18 protein-coding genes and 1 pseudogene are annotated in these 18,365 nt (G+C 56.2%); 8 read left to right on the top strand and 11 right to left on the bottom strand.

Annotation, left to right across the window (positions count from 1 at the left end):
* Positions 1–16: 16 nt before the first annotated feature.
* From E5K03_RS05195 to E5K03_RS05185, 3 genes are all read right to left on the bottom strand, one after another.
* Positions 17–451 carry a hypothetical protein gene (locus E5K03_RS05195; protein WP_138005298.1) on the bottom strand — a complete coding sequence of 145 codons (435 nt, stop codon included), beginning with the start codon at positions 449–451 and terminating at the stop codon, positions 17–19.
* A 64-nt stretch (positions 452–515) separates the two neighbouring features.
* Positions 516–938 carry a TRAM domain-containing protein gene (locus tag E5K03_RS05190; protein WP_171006602.1) on the bottom strand — a complete coding sequence of 141 codons (423 nt, stop codon included), beginning with the start codon at positions 936–938 and terminating at the stop codon, positions 516–518.
* Between the two features lie 270 nt (positions 939–1,208).
* On the bottom strand, positions 1,209–2,228 hold the full coding sequence (locus E5K03_RS05185) for a DHH family phosphoesterase (RefSeq protein WP_138005296.1): 1,020 nt from the start codon (positions 2,226–2,228) through the stop codon (positions 1,209–1,211).
* A gap of 152 nt (positions 2,229–2,380) precedes the next feature.
* On the opposite strand from E5K03_RS05185, the gene E5K03_RS05180 reads away from it, so the two are divergent.
* Positions 2,381–2,929: an AAA family ATPase gene (locus E5K03_RS05180; protein WP_240729948.1), complete on the top strand. Its 549-nt coding sequence runs from the start codon at positions 2,381–2,383 to the stop codon at positions 2,927–2,929.
* On the opposite strand, the gene E5K03_RS05175 is transcribed toward E5K03_RS05180, so the two are convergent.
* Together E5K03_RS05175 and E5K03_RS05170 are read right to left on the bottom strand one after the other, a co-directional pair.
* On the bottom strand, positions 2,930–5,494 hold the full coding sequence (locus E5K03_RS05175; RefSeq protein ID WP_138005295.1) for an efflux RND transporter permease subunit: 2,565 nt from the start codon (positions 5,492–5,494) through the stop codon (positions 2,930–2,932).
* Positions 5,495–7,378, bottom strand: coding sequence for a COG1361 S-layer family protein (locus E5K03_RS05170; protein ID WP_138005294.1), 1,884 nt, complete (start codon positions 7,376–7,378; stop codon positions 5,495–5,497).
* Between the two features lie 293 nt (positions 7,379–7,671).
* Here E5K03_RS05170 and E5K03_RS05165 point away from each other — a divergent pair, with 293 nt between their 5' ends.
* Both E5K03_RS05165 and E5K03_RS05160 read left to right on the top strand, forming a co-directional pair.
* Positions 7,672–8,268, top strand: coding sequence for a TetR/AcrR family transcriptional regulator (locus tag E5K03_RS05165; protein WP_171006601.1), 597 nt, complete (start codon positions 7,672–7,674; stop codon positions 8,266–8,268).
* A 22-nt stretch (positions 8,269–8,290) separates the two neighbouring features.
* Positions 8,291–9,115 carry a hypothetical protein gene (locus tag E5K03_RS05160; protein WP_138005292.1) on the top strand — a complete coding sequence of 275 codons (825 nt, stop codon included), beginning with the start codon at positions 8,291–8,293 and terminating at the stop codon, positions 9,113–9,115.
* Positions 9,116–9,156: 41 nt separating this feature from the next.
* Here E5K03_RS05160 and E5K03_RS05155 read toward each other — a convergent pair whose 3' ends face one another.
* A complete protein-coding gene (locus E5K03_RS05155) occupies positions 9,157–9,339 on the bottom strand; it encodes a hypothetical protein (protein WP_138005291.1) in 183 nt (60 codons plus the stop codon).
* A pseudogene (locus E5K03_RS05150) lies at positions 9,336–9,548 on the bottom strand (hypothetical protein); the annotation flags it as partial. The gene E5K03_RS05155 and the pseudogene E5K03_RS05150, both read right to left, overlap by 4 nt.
* Positions 9,549–9,564: 16 nt before the next feature.
* Between E5K03_RS05150 and E5K03_RS17485 the strand changes: the two are divergent.
* The 5 genes from E5K03_RS17485 to E5K03_RS05130 all read left to right on the top strand — a co-directional run bounded on the left by E5K03_RS17485 (position 9,565) and on the right by E5K03_RS05130 (position 13,874).
* The gene (locus tag E5K03_RS17485; RefSeq protein ID WP_240729946.1) at positions 9,565–9,747 is read left to right on the top strand and encodes a helix-turn-helix domain-containing protein; all 183 of its coding nucleotides are present in this window, start codon (positions 9,565–9,567) and stop codon (positions 9,745–9,747) included.
* Between the two features lie 263 nt (positions 9,748–10,010).
* Entirely contained in the window at positions 10,011–10,364 is a 354-nt protein-coding gene (locus E5K03_RS17480) for an IclR family transcriptional regulator (RefSeq protein ID WP_240729945.1), read from the top strand.
* 96 nt (positions 10,365–10,460) lie between these two features.
* On the top strand, positions 10,461–11,066 hold the full coding sequence (gene rdfA / locus E5K03_RS05140) for a rod-determining factor RdfA (RefSeq protein WP_138005290.1): 606 nt from the start codon (positions 10,461–10,463) through the stop codon (positions 11,064–11,066).
* 77 nt (positions 11,067–11,143) lie between these two features.
* The gene (locus E5K03_RS05135; protein ID WP_138005289.1) at positions 11,144–13,078 is read left to right on the top strand and encodes an archaea-specific SMC-related protein; all 1,935 of its coding nucleotides are present in this window, start codon (positions 11,144–11,146) and stop codon (positions 13,076–13,078) included.
* Positions 13,079–13,190: 112 nt separating this feature from the next.
* Positions 13,191–13,874, top strand: a complete 684-nt coding sequence (locus tag E5K03_RS05130; protein ID WP_138005288.1) for a bifunctional 4-hydroxy-2-oxoglutarate aldolase/2-dehydro-3-deoxy-phosphogluconate aldolase — start codon at positions 13,191–13,193, stop codon at positions 13,872–13,874.
* Positions 13,875–13,883: 9 nt separating this feature from the next.
* Here E5K03_RS05130 and E5K03_RS05125 read toward each other — a convergent pair whose 3' ends face one another.
* Genes E5K03_RS05125 through E5K03_RS05110 form a run of 4 tightly spaced genes read right to left on the bottom strand, consistent with a single transcriptional unit; the run spans position 13,884 to position 18,313 of the window.
* Positions 13,884–14,996, bottom strand: a complete 1,113-nt coding sequence (locus tag E5K03_RS05125; protein ID WP_138005287.1) for an ABC transporter ATP-binding protein — start codon at positions 14,994–14,996, stop codon at positions 13,884–13,886.
* A gap of 54 nt (positions 14,997–15,050) precedes the next feature.
* Complete coding sequence (locus E5K03_RS05120; protein WP_138005286.1) at positions 15,051–15,887, bottom strand: carbohydrate ABC transporter permease; 837 nt, start codon at positions 15,885–15,887, stop codon at positions 15,051–15,053.
* Positions 15,887–16,918, bottom strand: a complete 1,032-nt coding sequence (locus E5K03_RS05115; protein WP_138005285.1) for a carbohydrate ABC transporter permease — start codon at positions 16,916–16,918, stop codon at positions 15,887–15,889. The genes E5K03_RS05120 and E5K03_RS05115 overlap by 1 nt, the downstream gene beginning before the upstream one ends.
* An 18-nt stretch (positions 16,919–16,936) precedes the next feature.
* Positions 16,937–18,313: an ABC transporter substrate-binding protein gene (locus E5K03_RS05110; protein ID WP_240729944.1), complete on the bottom strand. Its 1,377-nt coding sequence runs from the start codon at positions 18,311–18,313 to the stop codon at positions 16,937–16,939.
* Between the last annotated feature and the right edge of the window lie 52 nt (positions 18,314–18,365).

The following is an 18,365-nucleotide window of genomic DNA, read 5'->3' as shown; positions in this document are numbered from 1 at the left end:
GCAGGGAGACTGAGCATTACCGATGTCGATCATGGACGGGTGCCTGGGTAGGCTGGCTGGACTCCACATCTGCCGCACGGCTCCGGTAGAGTTCGAGCATGTCTTCGAGAACGATCGCGTGTGGATGGTTTGGTTCGTACTGATGATCAATGAAGTCCTCGGCGTCAGAGAAGTTCCCCCGTAGCGCATACTTGCGCAACACGACGACGGACTCGAAAAAGGGGACGTCACCGTCAACACTTCCACCCGTTGGCGTGGCACTCGGAGCGATCTCTCGTTTGATCTCCTCGTAGTCGATCGAAACCGGCTCGTAGGAGTCGACAAGCTGTTCGAGAACGTAATCCGACGCAAACCGGTAGAACTCGGATTTGCTCTCGAAGTGGCCGTCAGCGACGAGCGATTCAACCTCCGAGACGACATCTTCAGAGAACCGAACAGTGCTTTTGACCATTACTAAACTGATTATTTTGATGACTATTTAGTCCTTTCCAGCAGATACCCGGATTGTATGACCGCTACTCTTGGCCAGCGACAATCTCTGCAAAGCCGACTGTCGGCGTTACAGTCTCGATGCGGACGGTGAGCAGATCGCCCGGCTCACCGTTCGGGACGACAAGCACATAGCCGCGATCGACTTTTGCGATCCCGTCACCCTGATCGCCGATCGATTCGATCTCGACACGGCGCACCTCTCCTGCCTCGACGGGTGGTTCGTCAACTGGCTCGTGCACGGATCGACTATCCCGCGATCGATCATCCCGCGATCGATCTTCGATTTCGGTGTGATCGCGGCCGTCTAACAACGCAACGCGGACGGTCGTCCCCGCGTCGATGGAGCCAAGCGAGACCTCTCGATCAGGTATCGTGAGGACGATTTCCTCGCCGTCGCGTTCGGCCGTTGCAGTATACAAACAGAGAAGATCGTCTGAAATGTTCATCGTGCTATCGGTACACATCCACAGGTATCAGTGTATCGTTGTGCGCGGACTCGATCGTGGACGATCACACATCGGATCACTATCAATTAAATAAAAACGACAAGCTAATACAGGGTAATATTGTATATTATACCAATAATATCTGGTATAGCAAACTGATCTACAGGGAATACCCCAGTTAGTTTCCAGAAATATAACAGACAGAAATTGTATATCCTGGGTAGCCTCTCGAATAACGTGGGCGTCTCACCAGTCGTGAAAGCGCGTCGCCTATTCGTTTGTCTTCTCAGACAGATTGAGTTCCGCGACGAGGCGTGCGGTGATAGTCTCTTCGACCATCTCAAGCAACTGTGCATCGTCAGACCGGTAGTCAGCAAAGATGCCAAGTGGAATTTCACCGCCCGCAACGTCGTGATGTCCACCGCCGCTTCCGACATCTTTGAACGCCTTGTGCAGTATCCTACCGGCGTTCACGCGTGCGTCTGGTGACCGAGCACTGATGTGGATCGCGTCGTCGACGAGGCCAAACACGATCACGGTTTGAACGCCCTCTAATCGCACCAAATAATCGACCGCTTGGGGGAGTGCATCTCGTTCGGTCGTCCGACCGACATGAGAAATGAGCACCGCTTGTTGGATTGTTCGATTATCGATCGCGGTCGAAATCGCATCGAGCGTTCCCCCAGACACGGACGGCGTCGAAAGTTGCCGGAGCATCTCCTGATCGGCATACTCGTGTAAGTGCCCTGCCGCCTCATACTCTCCGTCAGTCGCTCCCCGAAGGAAATCAAGCGTATCCGATCGGATCGCAAACAGGAGTGCTGTAGCAAGATTTGTCTCCAGTTCAATCTCGAGTGCGCGGACGTATTCGGTAAGAATCGTCGCTGCTGCGCCTAATTCCTCACGATGATCGACGAACCGAGCGTCGATGTCTTCGGCGGGATGGTGGTCGATCACGATATCGACAGCCGTGTCCACGGGAACCGTGTTGTTTTTACCCGGAATAGAGTGATCGACGAATGCAAGTAACGAGTCCGATTGCTGGTTCTGGATTGTCGTGGGTTCGAACGGTTGCAGATCGATATCGAGCAGATTCACGAACGCTCGGTTCTGTTGGTGAGAAATATTGCCGCTGTAGAGAATTTGCCGTTCGTCAATGCCAGCCGCAGCCGCAATTCGACCCAATGCGAGTGCGCTCGCAAGACAATCGGGGTCGGGATTGTTATGACAGACGATATTGAGCTCGCTCCCCTCCTTGAGAAGTTCATGGAGTTGCTGTGCTTGGCTCATATTGTCGTGTCTACGCGCTCCAGACAGTTTACCATACAGGGACGACAGTGGATTGCACATGCCGTGGTGCAAAATGCGAATTTCTAACTTACAGCCGTTGAATGGTGAGCTAACACGATGAGAATTCGAACCGATCGCAGACGGGGTGAATCGTGATCGAACCAACCGATCGAGCTGGACCGGCAGAATCGAACGAACAGTGCACAGGTGCGGGTCCACAGATTGTCGTCGTCTGCGGTCCCCCGGGCGTCGGGAAATCGACTGTTGCAAAGCGAATCGCCGATCGACTCAATGCGGACGTATTTCGAACTGACGTACTGAGAAAGCAATTATTCGAAGATCCCGAATACACCAATAATGAGACCGATCAGACATACAAGGCGCTTTTCGAGCGAATGAACGCAGTCGTTGAGGACGGACGGTCGGCCGTTGTCGACGGAACGTTCAGAACACGGACAATTCGGACCCGGGCTCGAAAGCGGGCCGAGCTCCAGGACGTCCCGTTTTCGCTGGTAAACGTAACGTGTGACGAGTCAGTGATCAAAGCACGGATAGATCAGCGAGAAGACGTAAGTGACGCTGATTTCACAATTCACAAACAAATCAAATCTGAGTTCGAACCGATCGAGATACCACACCTCGTGATCGACAACTCCGGGGGACTCGAGGCGTTATATCGACAGATCGACAAACAACTGTAGTTAGGATCGGAAAGCAAGTGTTCGGTCTGTGATGGTTTTGACGATAGTCTGGATAGCTGGATCCATCCCATGCCAGATCACGATTGTCGACGGAAGGATTAGTATCGACGCGAGGTACGCGTACAACACCCCGAGCGCAAGCAACAGTCCGAAGTCCTGAATCAGCGGGATCAACGCGAGATAGAGAGTTCCAAGCCCGGTGACCGTCGTGATCATGCTTCCGGTGAGCGCTCCCCCCGTTCCACGGGCAGTGACGAGCAGCGCCGCGTGGACGTCTCGCCCGGAATCGAACTCATCAACAAATCGATGCATGAAGTGGACTGTGTAGTCAACTCCGAGCCCGATAGATACCCCGAGAATCGGCGCGTTGATCGGTGTCAACGAGATACCCAGATACCGCATCGATCCCGCCAACACACCAACGGTGACGAGTATTGGGATCAGGTTGATAACGCCGTAAATGGCCCGGGATTCGAGCCACCAGTACGCGATCATGAGGAACGCGCCAGTGAGGAAAAATGCGACAAAGAGACTCCGGATCGACGATTCGGTTATTTGATCGATTACGACCTGATTGACGACGAGGTCACCTGTTGCGACCGCGTCCAGCTCCATCGAATTAGCGATCGACTGGGCAGCCGTGGTGATCTCGTCCTGTTCAGCGTCGACATTGACGGTGTACTGAATCCGTGTTGCCCTCCGGTCGGCGGTGAGATACGTCGCTGCCTCGTCAGACCGCGGCGAGTCCTGCAACTCCGCGTAGACCTGATCGACGTTGCGATCTGGGATGCCGTCTCCAGTCGCGTCTGAGCGCTCAACCAGTTGAGCGAACTCTGGGTCTTCGGCCGCATGATTGTTCATTACGCCGATGATGCTATCGGCGTTCGCGCGGCGATCGCTCGACTCCAGCGCCTCGGGAGTCGATTGAAGTGCTCTGTCAATGTCACGTAACGCCATATCCGACCGGACGTCTGGATCGTCAATATACACCGTAACGGAGCCGACAAAGCCCTCGCCAAAGTCGTTCTCTAGGCGATCGAGTACCTGCATAAATGTGTACTCGCTCGGGGCAAGTGGCCCGGGCAACGCGCCGTACTGTTCAATTCGCTCTTGATCGGGGAAGAACGCTTCCTGAGAGAATTCGGTGTCGACGCCGCTGCCGTACGCACCGCCGGCCGCGCCAAGAACGAGCGCTGAGATGAGAATTACCGCCGGCGCGATCGCCGCTGCCTTTGCGCCGATTGGAAGCACTGTCCCGAGGATCGATCCCTCGCTGCCGATTGGGCTCGACCCAAACTGTGGAATCCGCGATTCCGCACGAAGCCGGTCGGCAACAATCTTGCCGGCCGGTAAAAAGATCCCGAAGATCAGAAACGTAAACAGGATACCGAACGCGGAAACAATACCGAACTCGCGGGTCGACTGCAGAGAACTCGTGAGGTTCGCAGCGAAGCTGAAAACGGTCGTCAGCGTGACGATCAAAAACGCCGCGGTGAGTTGAGTCGTCGTCAACGACATGGCCTTGTCGATCGACGCTCCATGACTACGCTCTTCACGGTATCTGTTAATGGTGTGAATTCCGAAGTCAATCCCGACCGCCAACAACAGCGGAAACACCGTGACCATCGAATCTGAGAAGGGAATATTGGCATAACCCATGAAGCCGAACGTCCAGACAAGGGTCATAACCAGCGAAACGATGCCAAGTGCGAGGTCGATCGGATCTCGATAGGCAATGACGAGGAAAAAGAGGATCAAAAACACAGCTGTCGGAAAGACGATAATGGCGGTATCGGTCAGAAGATCGAGGATCTCGTCTTCGAGGATCGCATCGGCAAAGACGACAACGTTCTCACCAGATTCGAAGCCTTCGACCTCCTCGACAATCTCGACTGTCTCAAACTGGATCTCGCTAACGTCGCTCGTGCCTGCGCTCGCAGGAACGTCGTAGGAGACAAAGACCTGCATCACCGACGCATCAGGACCAGCAGGACTGAAGTCCTCGCTGACCGGACCGAGCGAATCCGTCTCATCAGCGCGGCGGATTGCCGACTCGATCTCGCGCACCGAGGCACGCTCAATCGCTCGCCGCTGAGCCTCTGCCGTCGTCGCCGTTGGATCGATCTGGCGGGCGATGTTCGAGGCCGGACTTCCCGTCTGTTCGACGCGGAGGCGTGGTTCCGTTTCAAGCCGGTCTTGGGCGTCAAGGACCCGAAGCAATACCGGCTTCGAAAGCACATTGCGATCGTCACTAATAAACAACGTCGCGGTTGACCCGCCACTATCGCGGCTGTTCGACTCGAACTCTTCTTGCATGTCTTCTAACGCTTGGGACTCCTCGACGTCTTCAGTGAACTGATCGGAGCCGGCTTGCTGTTCGATGCCGCTGATGCCACCCGCAAAAAGCACCGTTAAGAGAAGAAACGCCGCGAGAATCCGCCATGGCGCGGTCGAAATCGCTCGGTTGACCCAGCGGGTAATTGGATCGTCTGCATCCGGTTGCGGATCGACGGCTGACCCTGAAGTGTCGCCATCAGTACCATTACGACGGTCTGTTGGGGCCATCTACGAGGTCCGTTGACGGTATCGATATCCAACAAGTGCGAGCCCACCGAGGAGTCCGATCGCGAGCAAGACGATCGCCCCCGTGATAAGTGGCGATCGCTCGCCGTCATCGGTCGGCTCAGTTACGCTCACAGGCTGTTGGTATGTATCCGAGAGGACCGATTCGCCCCGTTCGGTCTCGTACTGGAAGTCCATCTCGACGGGATAGGTCTTCGCCATCGTGTCGCTTTCAGCCGAAATCGAAAAGGCAATTTCCTCGGACTCACCGGGTTCGAGGCTGTTGATGAACGCTTCATCGCTATCGGCCGAAAGTGGGCTGTCAGCGAACACCTTCGCGTTGATATTTTCGAGCGTCTCCGGTCGCTCGTTGGTGATCTCCAAGACGAGTTCAGTGCTCCCGCCGGCCGAAACACGAGTCTCAGTCCCGCTAACGGAGAACTCTCGGCGTTGTGGATCGATTTCAACGCGGTGTGCGAGCGGTCCAACCTGTGTGGGTTCGGCCCGATCGTTGTTATATTCGACAGTGAATCGGACCTGTCGTGGCCCAGCATCGACCGAACCACCAATGTCTGTTTGGTACTCGAAGGGAACCGCCTCACCGGGCGCGACGGGTGCGAGCGCAAAGCGCCGCTCTTCGATCGAAATCGAGTCACTCCTCGGCTCGATGACGAGCACGCCGTCAGTGACAGTACGCTCGCCGTCGTTTCTGAGCTCGCCGGCAATTGTACCGCTGTAACCGACAGCGAGCGTGTCGCTGAGGTTTTCGATCTTGAACGATGCGGCGTCTGCGATTGAAACCCGAGAGGCGATCGGATCACTACTGATCGTCGCGGCACCCCCGTTCGCGTATTCAACCGCAAACCGAGCCTGCTGTGCCCCGCCGTCCGCGTTCGGAGAGACTGTTGTTTCAAACGAATAGTCCGTGCTTTCACCCGGTTCAAGCGGCGGTAGTGCAAATCGCGGATCGGTGACTTGGAGGGATTCACCGGTTGATTCAACCACCAATACGCCGTCAGTAATAGTCGAGGTACCGTCGTTACGAACGGTCCCAGAGAGGTCACCACGCTCACCGACCGCGAGCGTCGAGTCGTGGGCCATTACTGAGAACGATGCGGGTGGCTGTGTCATGAACGTGCCTTCAGCCGTGGGTGCATCGCGATCGATTCCATTGTCGTCAGTATACTGAACCGACGCTGTGATCGGAATGGCTTCGCCCTCGAGTTGCTCTGACAGCGTGGTCGAGACGTTGATTCGAGTGGAGTCACCCGCATCAAGATCACTGATCGATGCGTCAACGGCTCCGTCACCGAACGTCAACCCGCTGTTGCCGCGAAGGCTTGCCTGGACGTCGGTGGCATCAGTTGCACCGATATTTGTGAGTTCGACAGTACTAGTTCCACTCATTCCCGGTTGAAGATCAGTTGTTACGTTAGTGATTTCGAAGCGGGGGTCCTCTGTAACGGTGAGTGTCACCGTAACGCGCTGCAGCCGAGTGCGATCATTTACTCGGTTGTCATTTGGCGAGATTGATTGGGTATGAGAGTACCGGACGTTGAGAGAGACCTCGTACGATCCAGGCTCGAGGTCCTCTGGCGTACCGACTCGCAGATCAGCAGTCGTACTCGTGCCGTCAGCGATCGATCCGAGCGGAATCGTTCCCCCACGTATTTCGAACGGGCCCGAATCACGAACTTCAACAGATACCCCGCGAGCAGTGGTGACAGCCTCTGTTTGGGTTCCAACATCAACTTGCCCGTCGTTCTGTAATTGGATTCCGACCGTTGTTTCGCTCCCGGGGACGACTTCATCATCGGGTGCGTATGCAGTGAGTTCGGGTTCTCCACGAGTGTAGCCGTCTTGTTGAGCACTGATAGGGATGGACATCGCCGCAAGTACAACAACGAAAAATAAGCAGGCAGCCAACCAGTGGTGGTCTGTCCCTCTCATTAAGACGCACCTACGGGGGACTGTGTGATCACGCTAAATACTGCCTTTGGACAAACCCACCCTCCCTCAGCACAGGATACACCGGAACGGCAAGAATCGAGGGGTGGTTTGGTCCAAGGCGTCGAAGTACCCAATTTCATATGAACGATTCAACAACTGCCAGATACATAGCCTTGTTGATTGAACATTCAATCAGCATAGTTTTACCACAGTACGTCCACCCTCAGGCAATGACGCAACCGTTTGGCGATCCGAACGACACCCGCGAGGAGATACTCGCAGCCACATATCGCGCGCTCCAGACGCATGGATACGCCGAGCTCACGATTGATCGGATCGACGAAGAGTTCGAAAAGAGCATCTCGCTAATATACCATCATTTTGATAATAAAGATGATGTATTAATTTCTTGTCTTGAATTTATGCTCGATCAGTACGAACACGGCCACGGCGAGATATCCATCGATGAGTCAGATGCAATAGAGGAAATAATCGAATCCGTCCTCAACCCAGCGTGTAGCAGCGAGGAACAATTGTTAGTATCCTCGCTTGTCGAACTTCGCGCGCAGGCAGCACACGATCCAGAGTATCGGGCGCACTTCGAACGGAGCGATCAGGTATTTCGCGACCGGTTTGTAGCGATCATCCGGGCAGGAATTGGCACCGGAGCGTACAACCCGTCGTGTGATCCTAACGCTGTAGCGGACACGATTCACACGGCGCTTATTGGCGCGATGGTCCGCCGAGCAACCACCGATAGTACCGAGTGGATCAACGCAGTAGAAACAGAATTACAGGCGTATCTCCGAGCACAAATATATACCTAATCCATCACAACTATCCGTAGCCATGCACCGATACCCAGAGCGACCGCGTGCACGCAACGCACCCAACGGGCTGTTCGATCGCGGCCACCTCTGGTTGTTCGAAGCGATCGACGGTGCACCGCTGCGATTTCAGCTCACCGACACCGGTGCAATCCGCGTTGGGGATGCGACAACAACGTTTGACCTCCGAGCAGTACCAATTCCGTATCGCTACGCAGTTCAGGAGATTCGCGACCAGATTGACCGCGATGCACTGTTCGAGGCGGTCCCAGCCCTCGAAACGGTCACTTTCTTTGGTGTTGCTCCACAGCGCCGATCGATTCCGTACGAGTTCGATCGGATTCCCGGCTTCTTTGGGAGCGACATCCGGGTTACCGACCGAGGGTTGTTACCACCAGATGTTACGACCAAGATCTACGAGGAGCTCGGGCTCACGACGCTCGCACCGATCGAAAAAGAGGTCAGAGCGGTAGATTTCGACCCCAATCGTCACTCGGTTCCTCCCTCAACGTGGTACGACGGTCCTGCCTTCGGGACGATCGTCCGAAACAAGACTGGTGAGAGTGCTTTTATTGCCGACGACGATGCACCGGTTCCTGAAGCCGAGTTCGCACCCGCCACGACGGAGGCGTTTGTCTCGACGATCGACGTAGAGACGCGGTGTGAGCGAGCGACAACCGCCCTTAACCAAGCTGGAACGGCGGTGACCGTTGACTCGCTGTTCGATCGCGTGATCGCCGCGATCGGCAGGGAGTATCCTGCGCAGTTCGATGACGGCGCGATCGACCAACACGCGTTCTCGTCCGCGCTACGGAGTGAGATTCACCGCTGGCACACGTCTCAGTAACTAGCTCGATTACCACCCAAAATATCAACTATTTTTGTATACTATATTATTGATTTATTTAGGGTGCCCACGGATATCGAGTCGTGAATTCGTTCGAGTTCCAAGACCGCGTCGTCGCTCTCGTCGACACGGAGGTCGTGTTCGGTTCGTGCCGTGTCGGGATCGAAGACAACGATCGCCGGGCCATGACAGCCGTCGACAGATGCACAAATCGAGAACGTCATGGCTCTGGCTTATCGTAGAGCGACGTACTCATCTCCGCTTCTGAGAGGTGACACGCAATCTGGTGTCTCTCGTCGCCGCCGATCGGCGCTGGGAGCGATACGTTGGTTTCACAAACGTCACCGATTTTCTTCGGACAGTGGGTGTGGAACGGACAGCCGCTCGGTGGATCAAGCAGGATCGGAACCGTTCCTTCTAGCAGGATTCGATCGCCCGCTGGCACTGGTATGACTGACGCGTCGAACGCCCCGCGGCTCCTCAAAACGGTCTCACGCGCCTGCGATGTAATTGCTGTGCTAGACGAACTCGACGGTGCGGGAGTGACTGAGGTAGCGACTCGGTTGGATATCTCAAAAAGCGCTGCACATTCGTATCTCAAGACCCTCGAAAATCGCAAGTATCTGGTGTAAAACAGCGACACATATCGACTGGGTCTCGAATTTCTCTACCTCCGAAATACCGTTCGGTACCGAAATCCACTGTTCGTTCACGGCAAAGACGTCGTCGAGCAATTAGCCGAGGAAACCGACGAATTTGCCCACCTCATGTGCGAACAGCACGGGCTTGAGCGGAACGTCTACAAGGTCGCCGGAGGAATGCGGTCGGCGGAGACGACCACGCCGCGAAAGACCGCCGCGCGGACTACCTACACTTCACCGCCACCGGCAAGGCAGTGCTTGCACACCTGCCGGACGTGCGAGTCGATTCGATCGTCGATCGGTACAGACTGGCAACAAAAACACCAAACACGATAACCGATCCCATGGCGCTCCGTGAGGAACTGGCGGCGGTTCGCGAGCGAGGATACGCGATCAACGAAGATGAAGATGTTGTCGGTATTCGGGCGGTCGGTACACCGATCATGGCCCCAGATGGAACCGTTCTCGGAGCGTTGAGCCTCTCTGGACCGACGAGCCGATTCACCGACGAGTTCTGTTCGGAAACACTTCCAGAACTCGTGATCGAACGGGCAGACGTGATCAAAGCCAGTATCAATATGTCAAAGGCGAGTAAATCACTCAAGTGATGCTGGTCTCATTTCGTAAATGACTTCGCGTTAACTGGTGTCTGCGATCGGATTTACACCGATACATTTGTAATGAGGGGTGTCCTACGTCAATTCATGCCAACAAACGGTTCGGTCGCAAACAGCAAGGTTGCGCGAGTCATCGATCGGTACGAACTGGATGGACTCGGCGATCAACTCGAGGATGAATGGCTTGGGAAGAACGGAGCGCGAACGAGCTTACGTGATCTCGCTGACAGATTCAATCGGGCAGTGCTGGAGGCGGCGATCGAGCGAGCAGGTGGGTCAGTGATCGATCGCGATATCCGAAGCACCTACGAGATTCTCACTGGAGATGGCTCCGAGGCTGATCGAATGCGAAAGCGCCGCGAGCTCGAACAGCTCGATGTGGATGTCGACGCCGTGACAAAGGATTTTACAACCCACCAGGCGATTCACACCTACCTGACAAAGTACCGCGACGCAACACTTCCCGATCGGAGTGAGGGCCTCGTTGAGCGAAAGCGCGAGACAATTGAGCGTCTGCAAGGTCGCGTGTCGGCGGTTTCAGAGTCGACAATTGACACCCTCATCAATGCCGACAAACTCACCGATCGAGAGTACGAAACGGTGGTCGACGTGCGAGTGATCTGTTCTGCATGTGGCTCCGATTACGCGATTGGAGCGTTCCTCTCACAGGGAGGGTGTGACTGCTCGGGGTAGCAGTATCGATCGATGCCGAGGGCTGATTATACAGTTACATAAAGGTTTTATATACACAGGCTGATGTCTGAATATAGATGCCATCACAACAACTTGTTGAACAGGATGTCGAGGTGTCGGTAGAAAATATCGGCGGCATCTCGGAGGCAACCGTCTCGCTATCGCCGGGGGTAACTGTTCTCCCCGGTCGGAACGCGACGAACCGGACGTCATTTTTACAATCGATTATGGCTGGGCTTGGCAGCGAGAAACCGTCACTGAAAGCCGACGCAGATGAGGGTCACGTTGAGCTCACAATTGGTGAGGAAACATACACGCGGACACTCAAACGACGCGGTGGTACTGTCGTCTTCGACGGGAATCCATACCTTGATGATCCCGAACTTGCCGACCTATTCGCATTCTTACTTGAAAACAATGAGGCGCGGTTGGCCGTCGCTCGATCCGACGACCTCAGAGATATTATTATGCGGCCGATCGACACCGACGAGATCGACGCCGAAATCGAAGCAAAAAAGCGCGAGCGATCGGCCGTCGACGACGAAATTAACAGACTTGAGCGGCTCGAATCTGAGCTTCCGAAACTAGAGTCGAAGCGGGCTGAGATCAAAAACGAGCTGGGGGACGCCCGCGAAGAGCGCGACGAACTCGAAGCCGAAATCGAGGCCCTAGAGACAGGCGTCAACGAGAGTAAAGATAAAAAAGCCGAACTCGAAGAGGCATTCGGGAAGGTTCGAGAGACACGCTCCACCCTGGACGATCTACAGTTTGATCTGCGGACCGAACGAACATCGTTGTCGGAGCTCGAAAGCGAACACGACGAGCTCGAAGCGACACTCAAAGAGGCCGACGATCTTGGAGAAAGCCCAGAACGGCTCGGCGGACGGATCGAAGAGCTCCGGAACCGAAAACAGTCGATCAACGAGCGGCTCAACCAGCTGGGCAGCATCATCAGCTTCAACGAGGAGATGCTCGACGGTGAAGGAATTGCGCTCGAAACCGACAGCCAAGCCGACGATCCGACCGCCGAATTGATGGCCGGCGATCGCACCACCTGCTGGACGTGTGGATCGACAGTTGAGACCGACAGCATCGAAGACACGCTCGCACAGCTGCGCGACCTTCGCCGAGAGACACTCACAGAGCGAAACGAAGTCGATAGCGAGATCAGCGAACTTGTCGACCGGCGATCGACACTTCGCAACCGTCGTAACGAGATCGATCGAGCCCAACGGCGGCTTGAGACGGTTGCGTCAAAGATCGAACAGGGCAAAGCACGCATCGAAGACCTCGAAACGCAGATCGAAGAGACCGAAGCTGAACTCGAAGAACTCGAAGCGGCCGCAGAGGCCGTCGAAACTGACGATCACGACAAGGCGCTGTCGCTACACAAAGAGCGAAACCGCGTGGACGTCCGGATCGATCGACTCGAATCTGACCTCACCGCCGTCGAGTCAGATATCGACGACCACGAAGATCGGATTTCGCAGAAAGAAACGCTCGTCGAAAAGCGCGACACGCTGGCTGATCGAATCGCCGAGCTTCGAACCCGGGTCGATCGGATCGAAGAGAACGCGGTCGAGGCGTTCAACGACCACATGGAGACCATGTTGGACATCCTTGACTACGAGAATCTCGATCGGATCTGGATCGAACGCCGCGAAACCACGGTCCGCGAGGGCCGAAAAAACGTCATCCAAACCAGATTTGATCTCCACATCGTTCGCTCGACGCCGGAGGGGCGGGCCTACGAGGACACGATCGACCATCTTTCAGAAAGCGAACGAGAAGTAACCGGACTCGTGTTTGCGCTTGCGGGATATCTCGTCCACGAGGTTCACGAGACGGTCCCGTTCATGATTTTGGATTCGCTTGAGGCGATCGACGCCGAACGGATCGCACGGATCGTGGGGTACTTCGGTGAATACGCTGACTACCTCGTCGTTGCGCTGCTGCCAGAGGATGCGGAGCCGCTCGCGGGCGAGCATCCCCGAGTCGAGGCGATCGAGTAATCTTCGTTTCCGAGTCGAGGCGATCGAGTAATCTTCGTTTGTTTCTTATTCAGAAACACAATGTCGAAACGGACATGTAATGAATTAAGTCTCCGCCGTGAGGACGGAGTGTATGTCGAACCCGACGAAAACGGCGGCACAGACCGTCGACGGGACAAAGGAACAGATTATCGAAAGTGGTGTCGTCGCGGTCCTGCGGGGGATCGATCGCGAGACGATCGTCCCGGTAGCGCGGGCGATCCATGAAGCAGGCGTTGACGCACTCGAAGTGACCGCTGACGGCCCAGGAGTGACGGAAAAGATTGCTGCGGTCGATCAGGCGTTGGACGACGCGGTTGTCGGTGCAGGAACTGTGTTGGACGCACAGACGGCGACTGCGGTGATCGATGCGGGCGCGACGTTCGTGCTCGCACCAGACATGAACCCTAACGTGATTGAGGTCTGCAACCGGTATGGCGTCGTCTCTGCGCCGGGCGTCATGACGCCGACCGAGGCCACGCGCGCGCTCGCGGCCGGGGCGGACATCCTGAAGCTGTTTCCAGCCTCCGTCGTCGGCCCTGAACACGTCGGCGCGCTTCGCGGCCCGCTTGGGGACATCGACATCATGCCAACTGGCGGCGTGTCGCCGGAGAACGTCGGGGCGTTCTTCGATGCGGGGGCGATCGCCGTGGGCGTCGGGAGTGAGATCGTCGACTACGAGGCGATTGCTGACGATGACATGACGAGAGTTCGCGACACTGCGGAGCAGTTCGTTGCGGCGGTCGAAACGGCAAAAGACAGCCCGAGAGTGGAATAAAACGCTTTTTCAGGCCGAAATAGCGACGTCTGTAGCCTCGTCGGTCTTCGTTTTCAATGCCTCTCCGGTATCGGGATCGAACAGGTAGACTGCTTCCTCGGGGAACGAAAATGGCACAGCGTCCCCGGCCGCAGGCCGATGGCTCGGGAGCACGCGTGCAGTGATTTCTACGTCACCAAGTTCCATGTAACAGAAGTTCTCGTTGCCCATTGGTTCGACGACGTTCACTATCGCGGTGTTTTCGCCGTCGTCGACCAAGGTGATATCCTCTGGTCGAACACCAACGCGAACCCGTTCATACCCCTCTATGGATCCGGAATCGTCGAGTGTATACGTGAACCCGCCGGGACCAGAAAGCGTTCCGGACTGTACTGTCGCGTCGAGAAGGTTGATACTTGGCGAGCCGATGAAGTCCGCAACAAACTCGTTGACCGGGTGTCGGTAGAGGTCCTCCGGCGGCCCGACCTGCTGGAGCACACCACCGTTCATGACGGCGATCCGATCGCCCATGGCCATCGCCTCGGTCTGATCGTGGGTGACGTAGATTGTCGTGACCCCGAGGTTGGCCTGGAGTTCTTGGAGTTCGGTTCGCATCTCTGCGCGGAGCTTCGCGTCGAGATTCGACAGCGGCTCGTCCATCAAGAACGCAGATGGCTCACGGACGATCGCCCGCCCGAGCGCGACACGCTGCTGTTGGCCGCCCGAGAGCTCTTTCGGCTTGTCATCGAGCAGTTCGGTGATTCCGAGCATGCCGGCAACGGCGTCGACCTTTTGATCGATCTCCGCCGAAGGCAGGCTCGTCGAGAGCTTCAACCCGAAGCCGATATTCTGGCGAACAGTCATGTGTGGGTACAGCGCGTAGTTTTGAAACACCATCGCGATGTCACGCTCGCTGGCGCTGTAGTCAGTGACCGTCTGTTCGCCGAACTGGATCGAGCCCTCGGTGACGTCTTCGAGTCCGGCGATGCAGCGAAGCGTCGTTGACTTCCCGCAGCCAGAGGGCCCGACGAGGACGAGAAACTCGCCGTCCTCGATTGACAGCGACAGATCCTCGACAGCGACGACCGATTCAGCACCGGAGTCGTATACTTTCGTGAGGTCGGTTAGTGTTATACCTGACATAGGTTCGGTGAGTTTTGTTGTGTCGATATTGGTGTGTGGATACGCATAATTGTGTTACTCTTTGAGTGATCCAGCCAAGATACCGCTGACAAACTGTTTTTGTAGGAACAAAAACAGGATGGCGAGCGGAATAATGGCAAGGCTGGTTGCAACCATAATCTGGTCGTAGTACACCCGTTGAGTCCCTTCGAGACCCGCAAGTGCGACCGGAATTGTGTAGTTCGCGGCATCCTCGAGGATGACAAGTGGGTACAAGAACAGGTCCCACTGGAATAAAAAGAGGATAATCGCGAGCGCGGCGACTGATGATCGCATCGCAGGCAGTGCAATGCGGTAGAACAGTTGGAACTCCGTTGCACCGTCCATCCGTGCGGATTCGAGCAACGCGTCGGGAATCGACTGCATGTTCTGGCGCATCAGGAAGATCCCAATTGGATTCGCAAGCCACGGGAGAATAATCGCCCGAAAGGTATCAGTCCAGCCGATCTGTGACATCATCAAAAACAGCGGGATGACGAGCAGCTGGATCGGTAAGACGAGCGTTGCCAAGATCACGTAGAAGATCGGCTCTTTGAACCGGAACTCGTACTTCGCGAACGCGAAGCCGGCCATCGAACATAACAAAATGGAGATAACGGTGTAGACGACCGCAATAAATACGCTGTTGCCGATCGAGCGAACGAAGTTCGCTCGCTCCTGCAGCGCAGTGAAATTCTCGAAGAAAGAAGTTCCCGGATACAGCCGCGGTGGGAACTCAATAAACAGTTCCTGTGGGAGCGACGCCGCAACAACCATCCAGTACAGCGGCACCAACATAACGACGGTCGCTGTAAGGACAAACGTGTACGTAAGGAATCGCCAAACTGCGTCCTTTCGGCGCTGTTCGCGCATCAGTTGTCACCTCCGATCCTGATCTGGATTACCGAGATCACGCTCACAATTGCAACAAAGATCACGGTAAGGGCGCTCGCGTATCCGAGGTTCCAACTCTGGAACGCCTCGCGATAGATGTACTGGACGATGGTGATTGTTGCGTTCGTCGGCCCGCCACCGGTGATGACGTACGGTTCGGCGAAGAGTTTGAACGTCCCAATTGTCGAGAGGACGACCACGAACAGCAACACCGGTTTGAGCTGCGGTAGCGTCACGTAACGGAACTTCTCAATCCGACTTGCGCCGTCAATCTCTGCGGCCTCGTAGAGTTGCTGTGGGATGTTTTGCAATCCAGCGAGCAAGATGATCATGTTGTAGCCGGTCCAGCGCCACGTCACCGCGGCGATGATTGTCTTGCGGGCCCAGAACTCGCTGCGGAGCCACGCGATCGGTTCAGCCCCGATCGTCGCTAGGGCGTAGTTCACTAGCCCGAACTGCTCGTTGAACAACAGTAAGAACACTGTCGAGTACGCAACGATGTTCGCCGAGACCGGGATCGCGATCGCCGTTCGGAAAAAGCCCTTGAAGCGAAGGAACGACGCGTTGAGCGCAATCGCAAGCGCAAGCGCGAGTCCGATCATGATCGGGACCTGTATCGCGAGAATGTACGTCGTGTTGAACATCGACTGCCAGAACAGGCCGTCACCAAGGATACGCACGTAGTTACCGAAGCCGACAAACTGCAGTTCGGCGATCTGTGGAACCTCCACAAAGATCGGCCCGAGATCGACCCAGAACCACCGATCGCCGCTAACGCCTTCATATCGGAAAAATGAGAGGTAAAGTGTGTACGCGATCGGGAACGCTAAAAACAGCGTGAACAAAATAAAAAAGGGCGCAATAAAGAGGTACGCGACTGGACCTACCTCCGGAACGACCCGTGAGTACGTTTGGCGGGCGAACCGGAATCGATCCCACGCACGCGATCGGAGGCTGCCCGCGTCGCTATCTGCGCCGGGGCGATCGTCGTTTGGAAGCCATGTAGACATAACTGTCGGACCCCGAGATCAGGCGAGTTCGCGGTCCGTTCGATCAGCGACAGTTTCGGCGGCGGCCATCACGGCTTCTTCCGGATCGATGTCGTCACGAAGCATCCGCTCAAATTCGGTGTTGATCGCGTCGGAAACCTCCGGCGTGTCGACCGAGAAGCGGTAGTCAGGGATTTCCTGCGCCACGTCCGCAAAGAGGCGTCGTGCGGCCTGCCCACCGAAGAAGTCGAGTTCCTCGTCGAATGCCTCGTTGTCGTACGTCGTTTCGAGCGCGGGAAACAGCCCGAACTCGTCAAACATGAGCATCTGCATCTCCTCAGTTGCCAGCGACCACTGGATGTAGTCCCATCCGCGGTTTCGTTCGGGTTCTTCGATCTGTGCCGGAATCATAAGGCTGGAACCACCCCAGTTCGACGCGCGTGGGCCACCCGACTCGAAGGCCGGGATCTTGTAGACGCCCCAGTCGCCGGCGGTGTCAGGTAGTTCCGCTCGTAGCGTTCCCTCCATCCACGCCGCAGAGGGCAGTGACGCGATTTCGCCGCTCTCGTAGGCACCGAACCACGCCGAAGACCATCCCTCAAGCATCGACGCGATGTCGGCATCATACAACTCTTTCATCGTGCGAGCGATCGTAACCGAATCTTCGTCGTGGATGTTTACCGCACCGTCGTCAGTAAAGGGGTTGTTTCCGAGCTGTCGGAACTGGTACCGCCAGACGCCCGCAAGGTCTCCCGGCGGGAGGTTGAGCATATAAACGTCATCGGGGAGCTTCTGTCCCTCTTCGAGGACATCGTCCCACGTTTCGATCGAATCGACGTCCAATCCGTGCTCGTCGTAGACATCCCGGCGGTAGTACACAGCGGTCGGCCCGATGTCCCACGGAAGTGCGTATATTGCGTCCTCCGTACTGAGTGCCTCCCAGACCCCAGGGACGAAATCGTCGTACACGTCCGCGTCCTCGATGTGTCCGGAAAGGTCGGCGAGTGACTCAGTGTCAATGTAGGAGTGTCCATCGACCATCTCGAGCATCGCCACGTCAGGTGCACCCGATCCACTGGCGAGACGCGTCTGGAGATCGTCTTTCATTGCTGAACGACCGAACTCCTCGACAGTGACGCTGGCGTCGTGTTCTTCTTCGTACGCTTCGGCGGTTAGCTGGAGCGATCGAGCGGCGACATCCCAGCCCCACCCCTCGATCGAGCCAGCCATCTCTGTGCCACCGTTGCCGTCACCATTGCCGCCGTTGCCGTTCCCGTCGCCGTTGCCGCCATTCCCGTTGCCATCGCCGTTTCCGTTGCCGCCGTTTCCATCGGGATCGTCCGTTCCGATACATCCTGCGGCAGCAAACGTGCCGGCTGTGATTAGTCCGCCCAGTACCCTGCGTCGACCGTACATTGAGTTAGTGTTGTGTGGCATACGCTGAAACGCTGTGGAGATAATTGTAACA

The organism is Halalkalirubrum salinum (assembly GCF_005543295.1).
Lineage (GTDB): Archaea > Halobacteriota > Halobacteria > Halobacteriales > Haloferacaceae > Halalkalirubrum > Halalkalirubrum salinum.
Note: the sequence above shows the minus strand (reverse complement) of the source record. Positions and strands in the feature narration are given on the sequence as shown.